We start from the raw sequence: 20,868 nt of genomic DNA, 5'->3' as shown, positions 1-20,868 counted from the left end.
GGCATTGCGACGGTTTTCTTAAAATTCACCTGTAACCTTGCAGACATACTCTCTTGCTCTTTTATCTGCATCCAAAACCTCTTTCAAGGTTGTGTAGTCGCCGGCAGCCACATTTTCCACCGCAGACTCAACAAGGTTTCCGATATCCAAAAACTTAATCTTGCCTTTTCTGAACAAAGCGTTTGCCGCCTCGTTGGCTCCGTTTGCGATAGTCGGCGCAAGTCCACCTGCCTTTATGGCTTTTATGCAGGTTTTAAGGCACTTGAAAGTTTCATAGTCCGGCTGGTAAAAGGACATTGTTCCGATTTTAACCAAGTCAAGCTCCTGAGCCGGAGATTCAAACCTTTGTGGATATGTTATTGCGTACTGAATAGGTATTCTCATGTCTGCAACGCCAAGCTGAGCTATTACGGAATTGTCCACATATTCAATCATGGAATGAATAACGCTTTCCCTGTGAACTACAACGTCTATTTTCTCAACAGGCAAACCGAAAAGCCAGTAAGCCTCGATAACCTCAAGCCCTTTGTTCATCAGTGTAGCAGAGTCGATGGTAATTTTTGCTCCCATGCTCCAGTTAGGGTGATTTAAAGCCTGTTCCACAGTGACATTTTCAAGCTCTTCTTTTTTCTTTCCGAAGAAAGAACCGCCGGAAGCTGTTATTATAAGCTTTTTAATCTCCTTTTGGGAGTTTGCGCCCTGAATACACTGGAAAATCGCAGAGTGTTCACTGTCAACGGGAAGTATTGAAACTCCCTTTCTCTTTGCGGTTTCCATAACAAGCTTGCCGCCTGCCACAAGTGTTTCCTTGTTGGCAAGAGCCAAGTCCTTACCCTCTTCAAGTGCCGCCAAGGTAGGCTCAAGTCCCACCATTCCCACAACAGAGTTTAAAACTGCCTGTGCCTCTCTTACGCAGGCGGCTTCCATAAGTCCGTCCATTCCGGCAAGAACCTTTGTATTTGTGTCAGCAACATTCTGTTTTAGCTCCAAAGCCTTTTTTTCGTCAACTACAGCCGCAATTTTCGGCTTATACTTTCTTATCTGCTGTTCCAGCATATCAATGCGGCTGTTTACAGTAAGCGCCCAAACCTTTAAATTAAGCTTATCTACAACGTCAAGAGCCTGAGTTCCTATAGAGCCTGTAGAACCCAGAATAGAAATATTTCGCATCATAAATATCACCGTCTTTCGGATATAAAATAATATTCACTTTTATCTGTTACAATGCTGATTTAATTACTTAATAAAAACATCATAGCGGTCATCGAAAAACCGAAAACCGCTATCCTATAATACAAAAGCCTTATGAGCTTTTGTTTAATTTTTTAGTATGTTATATTGATACTGCCGGAGCGATAAGAACCGCATATCTGCAAAACAGATACACAAGGGGTGCTGTAAAAATAACACTGTCAAATCTATCAAGCAAACCGCCGTGTCCCGGCATAATTGTTCCATAGTCCTTTATGGAACAGCTTCTCTTGATAAGTGAGAAGCAAAGGTCACCCAAAATAGCTATAACGGAATTTAAAACTCCGATTAAAGCAAGTCCGCCGTAATTGATATAAACCTTGTCTGCTCCGTAAATAAAGGAAGAGAAAATCATTCCTGCCACAATACCGCTGAGCATACCGAAGATTATACCGCCCACAGCTCCCTCAACCGTCTTTTTAGGACTGATGTTCGGGCAGAGCTTATGCTTGCCCAAAAAAGTACCGGTAAAGTACGCACCTGCGTCTGAAATCCATGGAACACACAGACAAATAACAACATAAAAGGAAGTATACTGTCCGCCGACACACATAGCAGATATACTTGTCATTCCGCATGTAATAAGAAGGGTTCCCACTATGGCAAAAGCCGTATCATCGTAACTTAAGTGGTCGTGATAGAATATAAGCGAAATCATCATAACAAGAGCAAACGCATACATCACAACCATCAAATTCATATAATAAACAAGTACAGGGGTTACAAGAGACAAAGCTATACAAGGTATTGATATCATGTATTTTCTGTGAAGCTTTTTAGCACTCAGATACTCACCTGTCATTATTGCATTGACCAAGCCCAAAATTATTCCAATAAAAATAGGAAACATCTCTGCAACAAACAATACGCCGATAACCAGAACAATGCCCACAGCAGCAGATATTATTCTTACTTTCATCTTCATTACCCCTAACTTATATTTTAAACGCCGCCATAACGTCTGTTTCTGTTGGCAAATTCCAACAAAGCACGGTTCATGTCCTCTTTGGTAAAATCAGGCCAAAGCTTGTCCATAATAACGTACTCTGTGTATGCCGACTGCCACAGCAAAAAGTTTGAAATTCTGTATTCTCCGCTGGGACGAATAACCAAATCGGGGTCAGGCTGAAAAGCGGTATAAAGATTATCAGACACTGTCTGCTCGGTGATATCCTCAACCGAAAGCTCTCCCGACTTAACTTTCTCTGCGATTTTCTTAACCGCCATGGTTATCTCGGCACGGCTGCCGTAATTCATAGCGATATTGAGTACCATTCCGTCACGGTTTGCCGACTCCTCTTCGTTTTCTCTGATAAGCTCCTGAAGCTCAGAGTTAAAGCCTGTTTTGTCGCCGATAAATTTTACAACAATGCTGTCGTCCTTAAAATCCGTCAAAGCTTCGTTAAGATAAGACTTAAAAAGCGACATTAAAGCGGAAACCTCGTCTGATGGACGTTTCCAGTTCTCAGTAGAGAAAGCATAAACCGTCAGGTACTTTATTCCGATATCGCTGCAATATCTTGTGATGGTTCTGAAATTGTTGGCTCCCGCCTTGTGTCCTGCACTTCTGGGAAGACCTCTTTTTTTCGCCCATCTTCCGTTGCCGTCCATGATAATTCCCACATGCTTTGGAAGTTCAATCTGAGAGATATCGGTAAGTTCTTCTGTATTTTTCTGAGATTTTCCTATGCCAAAGATTGCCATAATCAGATCTCCATGATTTCCTTCTGCTTTGCTTCGGAAACCTTGTCTGTTTCTTTGATAAACTTATCTGTGATATCCTGAACTTTCTTTTCTGCCTGCTTCAGATCGTCCTCTGTAAGCTCGCCCTCTTTTTTCATCTTCTTGAGAGTATCCATGGTTTCACGGCGTACATTTCTAATCTGAACCTTTGTATCCTCAGCCATTTTTGCGGCTTCCTTAACGATTTCCTTACGTCTGTCCTCTGTGAGAGGCGGGAATACAAGTCTTATTGCACGTCCGTCGTTCTGAGGGTTGATACCGATATCGGAACACTGAATAGCTTTCTCAATGCCTCTGAGCACTGAAGAGTCATAAGGCTGAATCATAAGTGTTCTTGCCTCTGTTACGGAAACTGAAGCCAGCTGGTTAACAGGGGTAGCAACGCCGTAATAGTCTACAGCTACTTTATCCAAAACCTTAGGATTAGCTCTGCCTGCACGGATAGCGGCATAATCCTTAACAAGGTGATCAATTCTTCTCTGCATACGCTCAGAGCACTTGTTTATTTGTTCTTTCATGGTTAGTTCCTCCGTCAATTACAAAATTTAAAGTTACACAAAGGGACAAATGTCCTCAATTATTTTTTAACAAGGGTTCCGATTTCTTCACCGCAGGCTGCATAGTAGATGTTCATTGGCTCATCAACGCTGAACACAAGAATCGGTATATCGTTATCTCTGCAAAGTGAAGCGGCAGTGCTGTCCATAACAGCAAGTTCTCTGCTCAAAACTTCCTGGAAAGAAAGTGTGTCATACTTAATGGCGTCAGGATTCTTCTTAGGGTCAGAATCATAAACACCGTCAACCATTGTGGCTTTAAGGATAATGTCAGCCTCAATTTCAACTGCACGAAGAGAAGCCGCTGTATCTGTGCTGAAGAATGGATTACCTGTTCCGCATCCGAAGATTACAACTCTTCCCTTTTCAAGATGTCTTACCGCTCTGTTTCTGATGTAAGGTTCTGCAACCTGAGGCATGGAGATAGCTGTCTGAACTCTTACGTCAAGTCCAAGCTGCTGCTCCAAAACATCGGCAACAGCCAAAGCATTGATAACAGTTGCAAGCATTCCCATATGGTCTGCACGTGTTCTGTCCATCTTGCCTGAGCTTCTGCCTCTCCAGAAGTTTCCGCCGCCTACAACAACAGCAACCTGAATACCTGCGTCAACGCATTTTTTAATAGGCTCGCAGTATCTGTAAACTGTGTCGAAGTCTATGCCGTGGCCTGCTTTACCTGCAAGAGATTCGCCGGATAATTTCAAAAGAATTCTTTTATACTTTACGTCCATGGAAAACACCTCATTATACTTCATATTTAAGAACATAATACACTATTTTGCTAAATATGTAAATACAAATTACATATTTTAGTTGGATTATCGTCAATTATTTTTGCCAAAACCGCTGTGTTGACAGAATGAACAGCGGTTTACCATTTTCGCTATCAGTGAAAATTTTATACAATTAACACATTAAAGCTTTACAAGTTTAGCAAAGTTTGCCATAAGAATTTTAGTTCCAACCTTATCAAAGGCAATTTCCAGCATTGTATCGTTGCCCATTCTTTCGGTTTTCACAACCATTCCCTCTCCGAATACCTTGTGCTTAACCATATCGCCCACAGAATAGGAAGCAGATCCTGCTGCGCCTGCCGGCTGTTTAACAAATTCAGTGTGGCCCTTAAAGCCGGAGGTTTTTTCCGTTGCATAAGGCTCACGGTTTGCCATAGGCTCTTTTATCTTTCTTTCCATACCGGTAAGCTCTACAATCTCACCCGGTATTTCCCTGACAAATCTTGAAGGCATATTTCTATTTGTTGAACCGAACAACATTCTTGACTGACACTTTATAAGATAGAGCTTTTCTTTAGCCCTTGTAATGCCAACATAGGCAAGACGTCTTTCCTCGTTGAGTTCCTCCGGGTCCATTGTTGATGAAAATGACGGGAAAATTCCCTCTTCCATTCCCGGAATAAATACAACAGGAAATTCAAGACCTTTTGCGCTGTGCATTGTCATCATTACAACGCTGTCCGCCTCTTCATCGTAGTTGTCAATATCTGTCTGAAGAGCTATATCCTCAAGGAATGTGGAAAGGTCTGCTTCATCTCCGTAGTCCTCTTCAAAGTTTTTAATATTTGAAAGAAGTTCCTCGATATTTTCAATCTTAACTTCCGCATGGTCATCTTTTGTGGTTTTAAGATAGTTTATATAGTCTGTTCTGTCCAGTATTTCATTGTAAAGCCCCTCAAGGCTGTTGTACTCGTCCTGAGCATATTCGCTGAGCTCCTCAATCATATCGCAGAAGCCTTTAAGCTTTGAAGCCGCCTTTGAAATATCGGGATAGTCTGCGGCGTTTTTGATAACATTGAAAATACTCTCGCCCAAAGCGGAGGCAATGTCAGCCGCCTTATTGACGGTTGTGTCGCCTATTCCACGTTTTGGTCTGTTTATTATTCTCCTAAGTCTTACGTCGTCGTCCGGGTTGTTGATAACCTGGAGATATGCTGTCATATCCTTTATTTCCTCACGGTCATAGAAACGGTGACCTCCGATAATTCTGTGAGGAATACCGCTTCTGGACAGCGCAAATTCCACGGAGTTTGACTGAGCATTCATTCTGTAAAGCACAGCAAAATCGGAAAACTTTCTTCCCTTTGCCACCTCTTCTACAATGACCTTGGCGATATACGCAGCCTCGTCTCTTTCTGTGGAAGCTGTATGCAGAACAATTTTGTCGCCCACCTCGTTGTTTGTCCAAAGGGTTTTGCCCTTTCTTGATGTGTTGTTTGCGATAACATTGTTGGCGGCGTTTAAGATATTCTTTGTGCTTCTGTAGTTCTGCTCAAGTCTGATAACATTTGCCCCTTTAAAAGTATTTTCAAAGGACAGAATATTTTCGATGGTTGCGCCTCTGAATTTGTAAATACTCTGGTCGTCGTCGCCTACAACGCAGATATTGCCGTGTTTTTCAGCCAGCATACTTACAAATTTATACTGAACCTTGTTGGTGTCCTGATACTCGTCAACCATAATGTATTTGAAAAGGTTCTGATAATACTGCAAAATCTCCGGACATTTTTCAAAGAGCAGAACTGTATTCATAAGCAAATCGTCAAAATCCATTGCATTTCCGGACTTTAAACGCTCCTGATAAATAGCGTAAGCCTTTGAAATGGTTATTTTTCTGCTGTCACAGCCTGCCTCCGCCTTCATCATTTCAGGGGTTATCATCTTATCTTTCGCCCTTGAAATTTCATTGAGCACTGTTTTATGGGAAAGGATTTTTTCATCAACGGAAAGCTGTTTCAAAATATCCTTCATAAGTCTTTTTGTATCGTCGGTATCGTAAACGGTAAACTTATTGGTATATCCCAATCTGTCGCCGTATCTTCTCAAAATTCTCGAACATGTTGAATGGAAAGTAGCCGCCCAAATATCGTCGCCGCCCTCGTCAACCGCATTGCATATTCTCTCTTTAAGCTCCCCTGCCGCCTTGTTGGTAAAGGTTATAGCCAAAATCTGCCAAGGTCTGCAAAGTCCCGCCTTGAGTATATATGCTATTCTGTTTACAAGCACGGTGGTTTTGCCCGAACCTGCGCCTGCAAGAATAAGCAGAGGGCCTTCCGTACAGAAAACCGCCTTCTGCTGCATATCGTTCATTTTAGAAAACTGCTTTTGCAATTCTGTAAGTTCCATAGTTTCTCCTTAATTGCCTTATTATTTCGATTTATTATACCACACAGAGCGTGCTTTCACAACAGAAAATTATATGAAAAGAACCGCCGAAAAAACGACGGTTCTATAATTATAAAAATTAAATCTGTGATGAAACGCCGGCGTTGAAAATCATTCTGTATCTTGCCGGAGTTATGGAATATTCGCTTTTGAAAACAGCGGAGAAGTGACCGGAGTTTGCATAGCCCAAGGTTTTGGCAATCTCCTCTATAGACATTCTCGTTGTTTCAAGGTATTCCTTTGAAGCCTCAAGGCGCATATACTTGTGAAGCTTCTTAGGTGAAGTACCCAGGTAGTCATTGAAAATATTCAAAAGCGTTCTCTCGTTTATATTCAGATATGCGCTTAAATCGTCAACGGAAAATGTACTGAGGTTTTCCCTGATATAGTTTGTAGCCGAGGTAATAACCTTGTATTTTTTATCCATTACGCCACGTTTTATCTTGTCCAAAGCTATGTAATACAAAGAAGCAAACAAGGTAGACGCCAAAACACGGTTTTCCTCTTTCAAAGCCTCCAAAGCCATGGAGCTCATCATAAGCTCTTCTTTTTTCATAAAGAAATCGTAAACCACATTGGGCGTCAGGCTGTTTGTGCTGTTTTTGTACTCAAAGAGCCAGAAATTCCAGCACTTACCCGAACATGAATAACTTAAACTTTCCTTGGCATTGACAACGAGAAGCTGGTTTGCCACCACGTTAATCTCCTTGCCGTCAACATAGAACTTGCCCTTTCCCTCCATAGTATAAACAAAAATATATTTTTCGGCATCTATGATCTTATGCACAGACAGATAACCCGGGTCGGTATAAAGCTTGTAAATGACCTGAACGCTTATTCTGTCAGGATATTCCCAGACTTCGCTTCTGTGAAAATCAAAATACATAGACGAGTTCCACCTTTCCAATTAAACATTCAACTCAAATATTGCCGGAGTTATCTTCACAATGATTATTTTCCTCAATTTTTAAACAGCCTGCGCATTTGGAGCAGTCTCCGCAGCAGCTTTTGTTCTTTTTTGAGAAAAACAATCTGTAAATCGTATAAGCCACCATTGCCGCCGCAAGAATAGCAATAATAATATCAGCAGCCATAAAATACCTCCACAAAAATGAGAACTGTTTTTTAAATCTTATTCATCAATTCATCATTTATCAATAAATCCCTGTTATAGGGGAAATTCTGTTAAATAAACAAGCTTCCTATCTGGAACACGGCAAAAGACATAATCCAAGCCACTGCAAGCTGGTAAACTACAGAAACCGCCATCCACTTTCTGCTGCCGAATTCCTTTCTCATTGCGGTGAGCGCTGCCACACAAGGTGTGTAAAGCAGAACAAACACAAGGAAAGAAAATGCGGACAATGTGGAAAATGCGCCTGTAAGAGAACCGCCGTAAAGCACAGCCATTGTGGAAGCAACGCTTTCCTTAGCGGCAATTCCTGTCACCAGTGAAACCGAAGCTCTCCAGTCGCCGAAGCCGCACAGTGTAAACACAGGAGCTATCAGCATTCCGATTGAAGCCAAAATACTTTCGTCTGACTCCACCATTTGCAGGCTGAAATTAAAGCTCTGCAAGAACCAGATAAGTATTGAAGCGCCCATAAGAACAGTACCTGCACGAACCAAAAAGTCCCTTACCCTCTCCCAAATGTGGAGCAAAAGAGTTTTTGCAGACGGAAGTCTGTATGGAGGAAGCTCCATAACAAAGGGGGAATTTTTGCCTTTAAGAACCGTTGACTTAAACAAAAGTGCAGTCAAAATGGCAATCACAACTCCCAGAATATAAATGCCGAATATCACCAAAGGTCCGCTGTCCTTGAAAAACATTGAAACCATCAAAAGATAAACAGGCATCTTTGCAGAACAGGACATGAAAGGAGTTATAAGGATTGTAAGCTTTTTATCCTTTTCACTTTCGAGAATTCTTGTTCCCATAACTGCCGGAACGGTACAGCCAAATCCCATAAGCATAGGAACAAAGGCTCTTCCGGAAAGTCCTATACATCTCAAAAGCTTGTCCATAATAAAGGCGGCTCTCGCCATATATCCGCTGTCCTCAAGGAGTGAAAGCAGGGTAAACAGCAGAACAATTTGTGGCAGGAATGAAATAACAGAACCGACACCGCCTATAATACCGTCTATCACAAGGCTTTCCGCCCATTCGGAAGCATTTACATTATGCAAAAATGTAGTAAGTCCTCCGGCAAGCAAATCGGATATAAGCCACTCTGCCCCGTCCCTTAAAAAGTTTCCGATAGGGCCAAAGGTTATGGAGAACACCAAAAACATTGTCACCAAAAACAGAGGTATAGCCAAATATTTGTTGGTGGCTATCCTGTCAATCTTATCGGAAACCGTAAGCTTGCAGGGGTCATGATTTTTATGTACGGCACGGCTTGTTATTGCGCAGATATATTTATATCTTTCATCGGCAATAATCATTTCCCTGTCGATATTTTTGCTGGAGTTTACCTCCTCAATATGGGAAATAATATGTTCCCTTTGTTCTTTTGTGAAATCGTAATGATTCCATGTAACGCTGTCGCCCTCAAAAAGCTTAACGGCTGTCCAGCGTTTTCTGTGATACTTGCTCTGCTTTACCTCCTCCAGAGCGTCCTCTATATCCAAAAGCACATTGTTTACTGATTTTGAATAAATATTTTTAACCGGCACATATTTTGAAGCCTTGGCAAGCTCCACCGTTTTTTCTATCAAAGCTTCTATTCCTATATTCTTGCTGGCAGAAATAGGGACAACCGGTATACCCAGTTCCTTTTCCAAAAGCTTCTCGTCGATAGTGTCGCCGTTTTTTTCCAGCATATCTATCATATTCAGCGCAATAACCATAGGTCTGCCAAGCTCTGCAATCTGTGTTGTCAGATACAGGTTGCGCTCTATGTTTGTGGCGTCCACAATATCAATGATAACCTGAGGGTTATCGTGAAGCAGACAGTTTCTTGTAACTATCTCTTCAGGTGAATAAGGAGAAAGTGAATAAATTCCCGGTAAATCTATTATGGACATTTCCAAACCAAATTTATTTTTTATTTTTCCTTCTTTCTTTTCAACAGTAACTCCCGGCCAGTTTCCAACATACTGATTACTGCCGGTAAGCTGGTTAAAAAGAGTAGTTTTACCGCAGTTGGGGTTTCCCGCCAATGCAATCTTTATAACATTCAGGTTTCCGTCAGCGGAACCCCTCTCTTCATTTGCCATATAGTACAGCCTCCGTATTGTAAGATTGCTTGTTATCAATTGTTTTTTTCTGTATTTGTCCCCATACAGGCTTCGCATTTCTTAAAAATTTTAACATACTAAATCAAACCAAACGCAAATCAGCCGGTATTCAAGGTTATTAAAACAATCTCAGCAAAGCTCGACAAAAATTTCTTTCGCCTCGCTTCTTCTTATACTAAGCTCGTATCCTCTCACGTTTATCTCAATAGGGTCACCGAATGGCGCAGTTTTTCTCTTGTAAATAATTGCGCCGGGAGTAATTCCCATGTCGATAATTCTTCGTCTGAGCATTCCGGAGCTTCCAAGGCTTACGACCATGCACTTCTGTCCGATTTTAATTTCATCAAGCGTCATTAAAGATTACCACCTATATACAAAGTACAGTTTTCAATATCTAACCCACTTTAATAATTCTATTACATTTGAGAGAGAAAATCAACATAGAAAAGTAACATATAACAAAACAATCTTTCCTTTTTAACTTTTTGTACAATTTTTATTGTAACCGAGCTTTAAATATGTTAAAATATAAAAGTGAACTTTTATTAAGCGTATTTCAAATAAGAAAGGGAGTTTTTTATGGTTGTCAAAGACTTGATAGATATTTTGAAAGCAAAAGTTATCCTTCCGGGAGATTTGGACGCTGAAATAAAAACAGCCTGTGGCAGCGACATGATGAGCGATGTTTTAGCCTATGTAAAGGACCAGTCCGTGCTTCTCACAGGACTTGTAAACCCCCAGGTTGTAAGAACAGCCGAAATGATGGATATGCTTTGTATTATTTTTGTCAGAGGAAAAGAGCCAAACGAGGATATTATAAACTTGGCAAGAACCAGAGATATAACACTTATGTCAACACCGTACAGAATGTTTACAGCCTGCGGACTGCTCTATTCCAATGGTCTGCGAGGAGGCTGTGAAGTATGAGTGTAATACATCTTACATATGAGGTTTCCGGCGATGATTTTACAAGAGCCGGCGAAGCCTCAGGAATGGTAAAAAGCAAGCTTAAAAAGCTTGGATACAATAAAGACGCCATAAGACGTGTGGCAATCGCCATGTACGAGGCTGAAATAAATATGGTAATACACGCCGACGGAGGCGTGGTAGACGTTGATATTTACCCCGATAAGGTGGAGGTTGTCCTTGCTGATAAAGGACCTGGTATCCCGGATGTGGAAAAAGCAATGCAGGAGGGCTATTCAACAGCTCCCGACAATGTAAGAAACTTAGGTTTCGGCGCCGGCATGGGACTTCCAAACATAAAAAAATACACAGATGAAATGAAAATAGAAACCACCTTAGGCGTCGGCACAACAATGTATTTAACCGTACTTGTTAAACAATAAAATAGTATAAAAGAGGTCTTAATATGCCCGAGTATTTTCACTCCGTTGTTTTGGAGGAGGATAAATGCTGCGGATGCACCAACTGCATAAAGAGATGCCCCACCGAGGCAATTAGAGTAAGGGACGGAAAGGCTCATATAATAACAGAACGCTGTATAGACTGCGGCGAGTGTATCAGAGTCTGTCCTCACCATGCAAAAAAGGCACGCTCCGACAGCATCGAAGAAATAGAAAAATTCAAATATAAAATAGCTATACCTGCACCGGCTCTGTTCGGACAGTTTAACAATATGGACGATATCGACATAGTTTTAAACGGACTTTTAAAGCTTGGATTTGACAGTGTATACGAGGTTTCAAGGGGCGCTGAGCTTGTTTCTCAGGCAACAAGACGGCTCATAAGAGAAAACAAGCTGAAATATCCGATAATAAGTTCAGCATGTCCCGCCGTTGTAAGGCTTATAAAGCAAAGATTTCCGGACCTTTGCGAAAATGTAATGCCCATGAAAGCTCCAATGGAGGTTTCCGCTATGCTTGCAAAGAAATACGCCATGGAGGAAACAGGGCTTCCAATGGAGGATATAGGCGCATTTTTCATAACGCCATGTCCCGCCAAGGTCACCGAGATAAACCGACCAATGGATGTAAATAAACGCTCCTACTGCGACGGAGCTATTGCAATTTCAAAAATATACCCGAAGCTCACCTCGGCTATGGATAAGCTGACAAGCATAGAGCCTTTGGCAAATTCCGGAGTAATAGGCGTAGGCTGGGCTACCAGCGGCGGAGAAAGTGCCGCAATGCTTGGGGACAGATACCTTGCCGCCGACGGAATAGAAAACGTAATACGAGTACTTGAAGAGCTTGAGGACGAAAGAATAAGAAATGTGGATTTTGTAGAGCTTAACGCCTGCACCGGAGGATGCGTAGGCGGAGTTTTGACCGTTGAAAATCCATATGTAGCTCAGGCGAGAATTCATACCCTGAGAAAATATCTTCCTGTTTCACAAAACCACTTAAAAGACGGTGTTCCCGATAAAATGATGTGGGATAAACCTCTTGAATACGATGAAAACGTATTGAGCCTTGACAAAGACATAAACAAGGCTATGGAAATGATGGAGCAGATAGAAAAAATAGAAGCCAGTCTGCCGGGTTTGGACTGCGGTTCCTGCGGTGCGCCATCCTGCCACGCAATGGCGGAGGACATCGTAAAAGGCAGTGCAAAGGAAACCGAATGTATATTTAAGCTCAGAGAACAGATACAGCAGGTTTACCGTGACTTAATGCAGATGATGTAATCCGCAATAAAAAAGAGAGAGAAGGAAAAAATATGACAGTAAAAGAACTTGCCGAAAAATTGGGAGCAGAGATTATAACAGGAAAAAACAGCCTTGACAGAGAGGTTGACGGCTGTTATATAGGCGATTTATTAAGCTGGGTTATGGGCAGAGCTGAAATGGACAATGTATGGCTTACAGTTATGGGAAATATAAACACCATAGCCGTGGCAACACTTGCCGACGTGTCATGTATTGTTTTAACTGAAAATGCAGCCCTTGACGCCAACGCAAAGGCAAGAGCTGTTATGCAGGATGTGGCTATACTGAAAACGGAGGAGAACAGCTATCAGACTGCCATAAAGATTTACAAACTTTTTGAGGAAGAAGCATAAAAATGAAAGCCTTTTATGACCTTCATATGCATTCCTGCCTTTCTCCCTGCGGAGATCCGGACATGACGCCAAATAATATTGTAGGCATGTCCACCCTTTTGGGATTAAACCTTATAGCTTTAACCGACCACAACACCTGCCAAAACTGTCCGGCAGTTGAGGAGCTGGGAAAAGCCAACGGAATCTGTGTTTTAAGCGGAATGGAGCTTACCACCTCCGAGGAAATTCATGTGGTATGCCTTTTCCCCACCGCTGAAAAAGCTTTGAAATTTGAAAGCTTTGTTTCACAGCACAGAATGAAAATCAAAAACAAAAAAGAAATATACGGAGAACAGCTTATTCTAAATGCCCAGGATGAAAAAATCGGAGAAATAGAAGAACTTCTGATTTTAGCCACCGATATAAGTATTATGGATATAAAAAAGCTGTGCAGCGAATACGGTGGAACTGCTTTTCCCGCCCACATCAACCGTGACAGCTGTTCTGTTCTTTCCGTTTTGGGTGAGATACCGCCGGAATGTAACTTTTCCGTCGCCGAGGTTTCACAGAGCGGCGATATTGAAAAGCTTACAGCCTCTCACCCTATATTAGAAAACATGTACATAATAAGGGACAGCGACGCTCATTATCTCGAAAACATGCGGGATGCGGGCCCGTATATTGAGATTGATGAACTTACGGCTGAAAACGTGATGAACTTTCTCGAAGACCCCTTAAAATAGCGAAAACGCCCTGTAAGATTTTTTCTTGCAAGGCGTTTTCCCTTTCTATTTTATTTATTTCATTCTTTTGTATCGTAATAAAATTCTTCCAATGTATCAAGACAGATACAGCCAAGAGGATTTCCGAAAACCGCACCGCAGTCTATGGCGATGTGGTTGTTTTTCTGCCATATTTTCCCCGTATAACTCTCGTCAATAAATCCTGTGGGCGTGTGTCCGGTAACAAAAAATCTGTCCTTATCATAGACCTTTTCGTAATCCACCTCACTCATGAGAAAATCACTCATGCGGCAGTCATCAAAGCTGTCCATTTTTTCTTTTTCAGGAATGGTGTGAGAAAGAAAAAAGTTTTTTCCGTTTACGGTAATTTCCCTGTAATAAGGCAAAGTCGCAAGATAGTTTATTATCTTTCTTCTGTCCTGTTTGTTAAGCTTTTTAAAGGCTTTGTAGGTGGTATGTCCGCCGTCTGAAATCCACATTCTGTAGATTTCCAAAAGGCTCTCTGTGTCATAGGAGTCAACGGACATTCCCAGGTGTTTCAGCATAAGAAAAGCCGTGTGGTCGTGGTTTCCCCTTAAAGCTACTATATTTTTTCTGTCCATAAGGTCAAAGATCAGCTTTATTCCGTCCTTTCCCCTGTCCACCATATCACCGAGAATGTACATTGTGTCATCATCGGAAAACTTAATCAAATCCAGCAAACCCAAAAACTTGTCATAGCATCCGTGAATATCAGAAACCGCATAAATCATTTTTAACACCCCCGTTTTATTTATTATACCACAGTATATCACAGTCATTGTTCTTAAAAAGTAACATAAAAAGCTAAAACAGAGAACCACACAAGCAGTTCCCTGTTAGAATACAAATCTGTCCATGAAATAAAGATAAAATATTCAGCAGACTTTAAAAAGAGGTTGTATTTGTCGGCGGTTCAAAGCTTCTTCCAAAGCTTCCGTCAGAAGATTAAAATCAGCCACAAGTGAATTTGGTTTGTTCACACAGTCATCCTGAGCCATTGGCACAAAGTAGATGTTTTTCACATTGAACAACCTGCCGATATTCTGAGCAGAGCTTCCCAAAGCGTCGTTTGTTGCAGGCGCAAGCAAAACAGGTCTTTGAATTCTCAAATGGGATTTAACCGCCATAGTCACGCTGGTATCGGTAATCCCGTTGGAAAGCTTCGCCAAGGTGTTGCCCGTACATGGTGCAACAACCAAAATATCACACATTTTTTTAGGGCCGATAGGCTCTGCTCCGCTTATTGTGGAAATAATTTTCTTTCCCGAAATACCCTCTATTTTATCTGCAAAGTCTTTTGCCTTTCCGAATCTTGTGTCGGTGGAGTATGCGTTTTCCGACATAATGGGAATAAGGTCGTACCCCAGCTCCGACAAAAGCTCAAACTGTTTTAAAACCTTTGAAAAAGTGCAGTAAGACCCGCAAAAGGCAAAGCCGACAGTGGCCTTTTTCACATTTCAGCCTCCCTGAGCATATTTACAACAGTGTCTTTAATTATTTTTCCGGCTGTATCAGGCGACATTTTTCCCGGCAGGGACAGGGCATGTATGGTTTTTATTCCCAGTTCCTCTGCGGCTTGAAAATCCACGCCTCCGGGAACAGACGCCAAATCTATAATCAAAGTTTCTTTGTTAAGACGGGAAAGCAGTTTTCTGTCAAAGACCATATGAGGAACGGTATTGAAAATTATATCAAAATCAAGCTGGCAAATCTCCAAACCGTCGGTTCTAAGGGAATTCATGCCGTTTGCTTCAATCCAGCCTATATCCTCCGGCTTTCTTGCGCTTACCCAAACCGAAGCCCAGAGCCTTTTCAGCATAGGTGCCAGCACTCTGCCTATTCTTCCGCAGCCGCACACAAGACATCTGCTGGAACAAATGGTTTTCTCCGTATTGCCCATAGCCACATAAAGTGCGCCCTCGGCGGTAGGCATGGCGTTTCTCACGGCAAAATCCTCTCTTTCGCCGTAATCAAAAAGACTGCACTCCGAAAGCTTCGGATACAAAGCAAGAAGCTTTTCTTTCATAGGGGTAAAAACTTTCTTTCCTTTCAGAAAAGGCAGAATATCTTTCCCGAAATCAACGGTTTTTTCGCTGTAAACGCAGTTGAGATTTCCCTCTTTTACAGGAGGAACAGGAAGCAGAACAATTTCACTTTCCTCAATGTTTTTTTGAAAATCGCTGAGAAAAAAACTGAGCTGCTCAGGATATTTTTCAAACCCCGAAGCCAAAACCTTGTATCCCTCTTTTTCAAGATACTTTCCGGTGTATACCAGTCTTTTATCTCCGCCTAAAATTCCGATTGATGGCTTACTATCTATATTCATAAAGCTTCACCGTCTTTCAAAAAACTATTTTGATTACAAAACATACTATGATAATCACCTTTATATTGTGAATTATCTTTGACACTCTGTCCTCCACCTGCCAAAGTTTAATCACAAATCACTCCCCAAAACAACAAAAATTCTGCCGCAGACCCAATTGCATCAAAACCATTGTCATTTCTAATAGAAAACGTCTCGCCCGCTTTGAAACGACGTTTATCTCCAAAAACAACCTACGCAAGGCGGAAATAAAAGAAACAAGGCGGAGATAAAATATAAAAAAGACTCTGCCGCAAACTTAACTGCAACAGAGCCATTGTTATTTCTAAAAAGAAGGTCTCGCCCGCCTGGTAATGAGCTTCATTTCTAAATAAGAGTTTTGCAAGGCGGAGATAAAAAAGTCTCGCCCGCCTTGAAACGACGTTTATTTCCTAAAATAACCTTTGCAAGGCGGATAAAAAATTATCGGTTGAAGATTTTTATGTAGTCTTCGATTATGTCAACGCACTTTTCAAAACCAAGCTTGCTGGAATCAAGGGATAAGTCGTAGTTTCTTGCGTTGTCCCACTCTGTGCCGGCATAATATCTGTGGTAATCGGCACGTCTTTTGTCGGTTTTTGTGATAATTTTCAGAGCCTCTTTCTCGTCAACGCCGTAAAGCTCGCAGACATTTTTAACACATGCGTCCTGAGAAGCATATACAAACACGCTTATTACGTTTGGCATGTCTTTTAGAATGAAGTCTGCACATCTGCCTACGATAACGCAGCTGCTCTCCTCGGCTAAATCTCTGATTATCTTTGCCTGATAATTGAAAAGATTGTCGTCGGAAGTAAAGTCGCTGCTGTCAGGAGGAAGGATTTTGTGGTCATAAACAAAATTCTTCTTAAAGAAAGATTTTCTCAAATTTTCATCTGCCTGACCGAAAAGAGCCGCATTTATTCCGCTTTCCTCAGATGCAAGGTAGATAAGCTCCTTGTCGTAAAAATGAACTCCCAGACGCTCGGAAAGCATACCGCCTATTATACGTCCGCCGCTGCCGAAGCCTCTGTTTATGGCTATTACAGTTTTTTTGTCGCTCATAAAATCCACCCCTGTTCTTACTCTCCCAGATATGCTTTCTTAATCTGGTCGTTGTTCATAAGTTCCTTGGCGTCGCCCTCCAAAACAATTTTTCCTGTTTCGAGAACGTAAGCTCTGTTTGCTATTGAAAGAGCCTTTTTAGCGTTCTGCTCAACCAAAAGAACTGTGGTGCCGCTTTTATTTATTGACTGAATAATATCAAAAATTTCAGAAACAAGCAAAGGTGAAAGACCCATTGAAGGCTCGTCCATCAAAACGATTTTAGGATTGCTCATCAAAGCTCTGCCCATTGCCAGCATCTGCTGTTCGCCGCCGCTGAGAGTTCCCGCAATCTGCTTTTTTCTTTCCTCAAGACGAGGAAAACGCTTGTAAATCATTTCAAGATTTTCTGCAATTTCTTTTTTGTCTGAACGTGTGTAAGCGCCCAAAATAAGATTTTCATAAACAGTAAGCTGCTGGAAAATTCTTCTTCCTTCCGGAACATGAGCCATACCCATCTCAACAATTTTATGAGGCTGAGTTTTTGTAAGCTCCTTGCCGTTAAAGAGAATGCTTCCCTCTCTTGCCTTTAAAAGGCCTGAAACAGTGTGGAGAGTGGTTGTCTTTCCTGCGCCGTTGGCGCCGATAAGAGCGATAATTTCACCCTCTTCAACCTTGAAAGAGATACCTTTAATAGCCTGAATCATTCCGTAGTTTACTTTAAGATTTGATACCTCAAGCATCGCCATAAAAATACCTCCTTATTCTCCAAGATATGCGGTGATAACTTCCGGATTGTTCAAAACCTCGGAGGTTTCACCCTTTGCAAGTTCCATACCGAAATTCAAAACGGTGAGCTGTTCACAGATACCGCTTACAAGACGCATGTCGTGCTCGATAAGCAAAATAGTCATGTCGAATTCATCACGGACAAAGCGAATTGTTTTCATAAGCTCTTCTGTTTCATTTGGGTTCATACCTGCCGCAGGCTCGTCCAAAAGCAAAAGCTTAGGATGAGTAGCCAGCGCACGGGCAATTTCAAGCTTTCTCTGCTTTCCGTAAGGAAGATTTTCAGCGGTTACGGAAGCCTCTTTGTCAAGGTCAAAAACCTTTAAAATATCCATAGCTTCCTTGTTCATAGCCTTTTCCTGTTTAAAATAGGAAGGCAGTCTGAAAACTCCTGCAAAGGAAGAATATTTATTATTGTTGTGAAGTCCAACCTTTACGTTGTCCAGCACAGACATTTTTGAAAACAATCTGATATTCTGGAATGTTCTGGCGATACCCTTGTGGTTAATCTGAGCCTGTGATTTTCCGTTGAGAACCTCTCCGTCAAGGGCAAAAGTACCGATAGTAGGCTTGTAAACGCCTGTGAGCAGGTTAAATACAGTGGTTTTTCCTGCGCCGTTAGGGCCGATAAGACCATACAGGGTACCCTTCTCAATACGAAGATTAAGTCCGTCAACAGCTCTCAAACCGCCGAAAGAAATTCCGAGATTTTTTACTTCAAGCAATGCCATCAGACTTCAGCCCCCCTTTGTTTCTTTTGGTACTTTTTTCTTTTAAACTTGCTCCTAAAGATGTTCAATTTATCCTTAATAGTGTCGTTGTTGTTTATAATCATCATTATGATGAGAATAATAGCATATATAAGCATTCTGTAATTGTTGATATTGTCGTTGAACTGTCTTAATACCTCAGGCAAAGCGTAGAGGATGATTGTAGCTATTACAGAACCTCTGAGGCTTGCCATACCGCCCAGAACAACATAAACCAATACCATGATTGACATCATGTAACCGAAGTTCTTTGTTGTTGCGGAAAGTGAAGCTGTGTTGTGTGAATACAAAGCTCCGGCAACGCCTGCAAAGAAAGCTGCAAGTGCAAAAGCGATGAGCTTGTACTTTGTAACATTTATACCAACGGAAGCTGCTGCAATTCTGTTATCTCTGATAGCAGTGATAGCACGGCCTGTTCTTGAGTTTACAAAGTTCATGATAACAATGAGAGTTATCATAACAAGGATAAATCCGATTACAAAAGTTGAATCTCTCGGAGTTCCTGTAATTCCCTGAGGGCCGTTCAAAATCATCTTTCCGCCGTTTGCATAATCCAAATTGAGGTTAGCAGAATTTTCTATTGAAACATGTATACCATTGTTGTCAACGCCCACATAAAGAACGTTTACAATATTCTTGATAATCTCACCGAAAGCCAAAGTAACAATGGCAAGATAGTCGCCACGAAGTCTTAAAACAGGAATACCAACGATAATTCCGAAAACAGCTGCACAGATTCCGCCTATGAGAATTGCAAGGGCAAAGCGCAGAAGTGAATTGCCTATTGTATTCTGTGTCATAATTGAGAACATACTTGATACATATGCACCTACGCACATAAATCCGGCATGTCCCAGGCTCAGCTCTCCCAAATAACCTACAACCAGGTTAAGTGAAACAGCCATAATAATATAAATGCAGATAGGAACCAAAAGTCCCTGATAAAGACTTCCCATGCTTCCGGAAGCCTGCCAAATCTGAACAATAGCAAAAATAACAACGCACATCAAAAGTGTGATGAGATTTTTCTTTGTAAGAGGATTGAGATTTGAAACATTCTTTTTCATATCCAATCACCTACACTTTCTCTGCAATCTTTTTGCCCATAAGACCTGTAGGCTTAACAAGCAAAACGATAATAAGAACAGCAAACACTATAGCGTCGGAAAGCTGTGAGCTGATATAAGCCTTTGAAAGGTTCTCGATAATACCAATCAAAATACCGCCTATCATAGCTCCCGGAATACTTCCGATACCGCCGAATACCGCAGCAACGAAAGCTCTGATACCAGGCATAGCACCGATGTAAGGTGTAAGTGTTGTGTATGAAGAACACATAAGCACGCCTGCAACAGCTGCCAAACCTGAGCCGATAGCAAAAGTAAGGGAAATAGTTCTGTTTACGTTTACACCCATAAGCTGTGCAGCGCCTCTGTCCTCAGAAACAGCAAGCATAGCTCTTCCGGGCTTTGTTCTGTTTACGAAAAGTGTAAGCACAATCATAAGGATAACGGAAACTATAATTGTAACAATAGTTTCGCCGGAGATTGTAACCTGTCCGTCAAACAACGAAATAGGCTTCATGCTTACTACAGAGGTAAATGTCTTTCCGCCTGCTCCGAACACAATAAGTGCCAGGTTCTGGAGGAAATAGCTCATACCGATAGCTGTAATAAGAACAGCCAAAGAGGTTGCGTTTCTCAAAGGCTTGTATGCAACCTTTTCGATTACAACACCGAGCAAAGTACAAAAAACTATGCCGATTAAGATTGACACCCATGTGGGCATTCCCATAGTAGTCATAGAAGTAAATACAACATAACCGCCTATCATGATAACGTCGCCATGGGCAAAGTTAAGCATTTTAGCAATACCGTAAACCATAGTATAGCCCAAAGCAATAAGGGCATAAATACTGCCAAGGCTTATGCCGTTTACCAAATATGAAATAAATTCCATACTTTTTCTCCTTTCATACCCAATAAAATAACAATTTTTATTGTATCACACTTTTTTCACCAATACAATATTAAAACTGATTATTTTGCATTTTAAACGCCAAAAAGGTTAATAAGTTACAGCTTTAAACAGGTAAAAAGCGGAAAAATAAAAAAAGGAGTCTAACTCAATCAAAACAAAACCCCGCCCAAGGGTTTTATACCTCAGACGGGGAATTTTTAAATT

At 41.4% G+C, this 20,868-nt stretch carries 23 protein-coding genes; 5 read left to right on the top strand and 18 right to left on the bottom strand.

Translation table 11 applies throughout. From position 1 onward, the window contains the following. Positions 1-18: 18 nt before the first annotated feature. The 10 genes from CGICJO_RS06615 to CGICJO_RS06570 form a co-directional block, all read right to left on the bottom strand. Positions 19-1,173, bottom strand: coding sequence for a 1-deoxy-D-xylulose-5-phosphate reductoisomerase (locus CGICJO_RS06615; RefSeq protein ID WP_486498288.1), 1,155 nt, complete (start codon positions 1,171-1,173; stop codon positions 19-21). A 160-nt stretch (positions 1,174-1,333) separates the two neighbouring features. After that, a complete protein-coding gene (locus tag CGICJO_RS06610; RefSeq protein ID WP_486498287.1) occupies positions 1,334-2,170 on the bottom strand; it encodes a phosphatidate cytidylyltransferase in 837 nt (278 codons plus the stop codon). A 23-nt stretch (positions 2,171-2,193) separates the two neighbouring features. Next, the gene (uppS, locus tag CGICJO_RS06605; protein WP_087377380.1) at positions 2,194-2,955 is read right to left on the bottom strand and encodes an undecaprenyl pyrophosphate synthase; all 762 of its coding nucleotides are present in this window, start codon (positions 2,953-2,955) and stop codon (positions 2,194-2,196) included. Positions 2,956-2,957: 2 nt separating this feature from the next. Further along, positions 2,958-3,512, bottom strand: a complete 555-nt coding sequence (frr, locus tag CGICJO_RS06600; RefSeq protein ID WP_087377378.1) for a ribosome recycling factor — start codon at positions 3,510-3,512, stop codon at positions 2,958-2,960. A gap of 59 nt (positions 3,513-3,571) precedes the next feature. Beyond that, positions 3,572-4,282: a UMP kinase gene (gene pyrH / locus CGICJO_RS06595; protein ID WP_486498286.1), complete on the bottom strand. Its 711-nt coding sequence runs from the start codon at positions 4,280-4,282 to the stop codon at positions 3,572-3,574. A gap of 183 nt (positions 4,283-4,465) precedes the next feature. Further along, entirely contained in the window at positions 4,466-6,691 is a 2,226-nt protein-coding gene (locus CGICJO_RS06590) for an ATP-dependent helicase (protein WP_486498285.1), read from the bottom strand. 118 nt (positions 6,692-6,809) lie between these two features. Continuing rightward, on the bottom strand, positions 6,810-7,616 hold the full coding sequence (locus CGICJO_RS06585; protein WP_486498284.1) for an AraC family transcriptional regulator: 807 nt from the start codon (positions 7,614-7,616) through the stop codon (positions 6,810-6,812). A 34-nt stretch (positions 7,617-7,650) separates the two neighbouring features. Further along, on the bottom strand, positions 7,651-7,824 hold the full coding sequence (locus CGICJO_RS06580) for a FeoB-associated Cys-rich membrane protein (protein WP_486498283.1): 174 nt from the start codon (positions 7,822-7,824) through the stop codon (positions 7,651-7,653). Between the two features lie 91 nt (positions 7,825-7,915). After that, positions 7,916-9,949, bottom strand: a complete 2,034-nt coding sequence (gene feoB / locus CGICJO_RS06575; protein WP_486498282.1) for a ferrous iron transport protein B — start codon at positions 9,947-9,949, stop codon at positions 7,916-7,918. A gap of 150 nt (positions 9,950-10,099) precedes the next feature. Then, on the bottom strand, positions 10,100-10,324 hold the full coding sequence (locus CGICJO_RS06570; protein WP_087377365.1) for a FeoA family protein: 225 nt from the start codon (positions 10,322-10,324) through the stop codon (positions 10,100-10,102). Positions 10,325-10,549: 225 nt separating this feature from the next. On the opposite strand from CGICJO_RS06570, the gene CGICJO_RS06565 reads away from it, so the two are divergent. The 5 genes from CGICJO_RS06565 to CGICJO_RS06545 are packed head-to-tail and all read left to right on the top strand — an operon-like array spanning position 10,550 to position 13,716. Beyond that, positions 10,550-10,897: a DRTGG domain-containing protein gene (locus CGICJO_RS06565; RefSeq protein ID WP_087377363.1), complete on the top strand. Its 348-nt coding sequence runs from the start codon at positions 10,550-10,552 to the stop codon at positions 10,895-10,897. Further along, on the top strand, positions 10,894-11,319 hold the full coding sequence (locus CGICJO_RS06560) for an ATP-binding protein (protein ID WP_486498281.1): 426 nt from the start codon (positions 10,894-10,896) through the stop codon (positions 11,317-11,319). Before CGICJO_RS06565 ends, CGICJO_RS06560 begins: the two co-directional genes overlap by 4 nt. Before the next feature lie 23 nt (positions 11,320-11,342). Continuing rightward, positions 11,343-12,620, top strand: a complete 1,278-nt coding sequence (locus CGICJO_RS06555; RefSeq protein ID WP_486498280.1) for a [Fe-Fe] hydrogenase large subunit C-terminal domain-containing protein — start codon at positions 11,343-11,345, stop codon at positions 12,618-12,620. Positions 12,621-12,652: 32 nt separating this feature from the next. After that, positions 12,653-12,994 carry a DRTGG domain-containing protein gene (locus CGICJO_RS06550; RefSeq protein ID WP_087377357.1) on the top strand — a complete coding sequence of 114 codons (342 nt, stop codon included), beginning with the start codon at positions 12,653-12,655 and terminating at the stop codon, positions 12,992-12,994. Between the two features lie 2 nt (positions 12,995-12,996). Continuing rightward, entirely contained in the window at positions 12,997-13,716 is a 720-nt protein-coding gene (locus tag CGICJO_RS06545; protein ID WP_486498279.1) for a PHP domain-containing protein, read from the top strand. A gap of 59 nt (positions 13,717-13,775) precedes the next feature. Here CGICJO_RS06545 and CGICJO_RS06540 read toward each other — a convergent pair whose 3' ends face one another. From CGICJO_RS06540 to CGICJO_RS06505, 8 genes are all read right to left on the bottom strand, one after another. Continuing rightward, complete coding sequence (locus CGICJO_RS06540; protein ID WP_486498278.1) at positions 13,776-14,468, bottom strand: metallophosphoesterase; 693 nt, start codon at positions 14,466-14,468, stop codon at positions 13,776-13,778. 144 nt (positions 14,469-14,612) lie between these two features. Next, a complete protein-coding gene (locus CGICJO_RS06535) occupies positions 14,613-15,191 on the bottom strand; it encodes a dipicolinate synthase subunit B (RefSeq protein ID WP_087377351.1) in 579 nt (192 codons plus the stop codon). Beyond that, on the bottom strand, positions 15,188-16,063 hold the full coding sequence (gene dpsA, locus CGICJO_RS06530; protein ID WP_486498277.1) for a dipicolinate synthase subunit DpsA: 876 nt from the start codon (positions 16,061-16,063) through the stop codon (positions 15,188-15,190). The genes CGICJO_RS06535 and dpsA overlap by 4 nt, the downstream gene beginning before the upstream one ends. A 462-nt stretch (positions 16,064-16,525) precedes the next feature. Then, the gene (locus tag CGICJO_RS06525; protein WP_087377347.1) at positions 16,526-17,146 is read right to left on the bottom strand and encodes a cytidylate kinase-like family protein; all 621 of its coding nucleotides are present in this window, start codon (positions 17,144-17,146) and stop codon (positions 16,526-16,528) included. Positions 17,147-17,163: 17 nt separating this feature from the next. Continuing rightward, positions 17,164-17,874 (bottom strand): ABC transporter ATP-binding protein, encoded by a 711-nt coding sequence (locus CGICJO_RS06520; RefSeq protein WP_087377345.1) that lies wholly within the window; start codon positions 17,872-17,874, stop codon positions 17,164-17,166. Positions 17,875-17,886: 12 nt separating this feature from the next. After that, positions 17,887-18,645 (bottom strand): ABC transporter ATP-binding protein, encoded by a 759-nt coding sequence (locus tag CGICJO_RS06515; RefSeq protein ID WP_087377343.1) that lies wholly within the window; start codon positions 18,643-18,645, stop codon positions 17,887-17,889. After that, entirely contained in the window at positions 18,645-19,751 is a 1,107-nt protein-coding gene (locus CGICJO_RS06510; RefSeq protein WP_486498276.1) for a branched-chain amino acid ABC transporter permease, read from the bottom strand. The genes CGICJO_RS06515 and CGICJO_RS06510 overlap by 1 nt, the downstream gene beginning before the upstream one ends. 10 nt (positions 19,752-19,761) lie before the next feature. Continuing rightward, positions 19,762-20,643 (bottom strand): branched-chain amino acid ABC transporter permease, encoded by an 882-nt coding sequence (locus CGICJO_RS06505; RefSeq protein WP_087377339.1) that lies wholly within the window; start codon positions 20,641-20,643, stop codon positions 19,762-19,764. Positions 20,644-20,868 lie beyond the last annotated feature (225 nt).

This window comes from Candidatus Limousia pullorum (genome assembly GCF_057405065.1).
The sequence above is the reverse complement of the archived record's forward strand: the minus strand, read 5'-3'. Positions and strand labels throughout refer to the sequence as shown.